Source organism: Yersinia sp. 2542 StPb PI, from assembly GCF_048593855.1.
Taxonomy (GTDB): Bacteria; Pseudomonadota; Gammaproteobacteria; order Enterobacterales; family Enterobacteriaceae; genus Yersinia; species Yersinia enterocolitica_E.
This window is the reverse complement of the sequence record NZ_JAZGQA010000533.1, coordinates 1-335: the sequence shown is the minus strand read 5'-3', so window position 1 is coordinate 335 and position 335 is coordinate 1. Positions and strand designations below refer to the sequence as shown.

The following is a 335-nucleotide window of genomic DNA, read 5'->3' as shown; positions in this document are numbered from 1 at the left end:
ATATAAAAACTTTCCGTTAAAGCCTTGCTTATACAATATAGCTGCTCGAATTTTCATTAAATTACCATTTTTAGAAATGCCAAGTATTGAAAAAGAGTTGACTCCTATAGAATTCCAGATATCTACAATGGTTGATAGATTAGGATTAGCTGAACTATATTCCTTGATAGATGATTTATCATTAGATAATGATGATGATTTAGACAACTTGCTTGGAGGGTTAATAAATGCAGAATTGGCGATTATCGAAACTGGAAATAAATAAATTCAAAGCATTTAGTAATGTATCTTTTGATTTTGATAATTGCTCATTATTAACTTTCGAAGGACCTAAT

At 29.0% G+C, this 335-nt stretch carries 1 pseudogene; it reads left to right on the top strand.

The features are described from left to right. Positions 1 to 265 (top strand): annotated as a pseudogene (locus tag V1952_RS22635) (hypothetical protein); the annotation flags it as partial. Positions 266 to 335 lie beyond the last annotated feature (70 nt).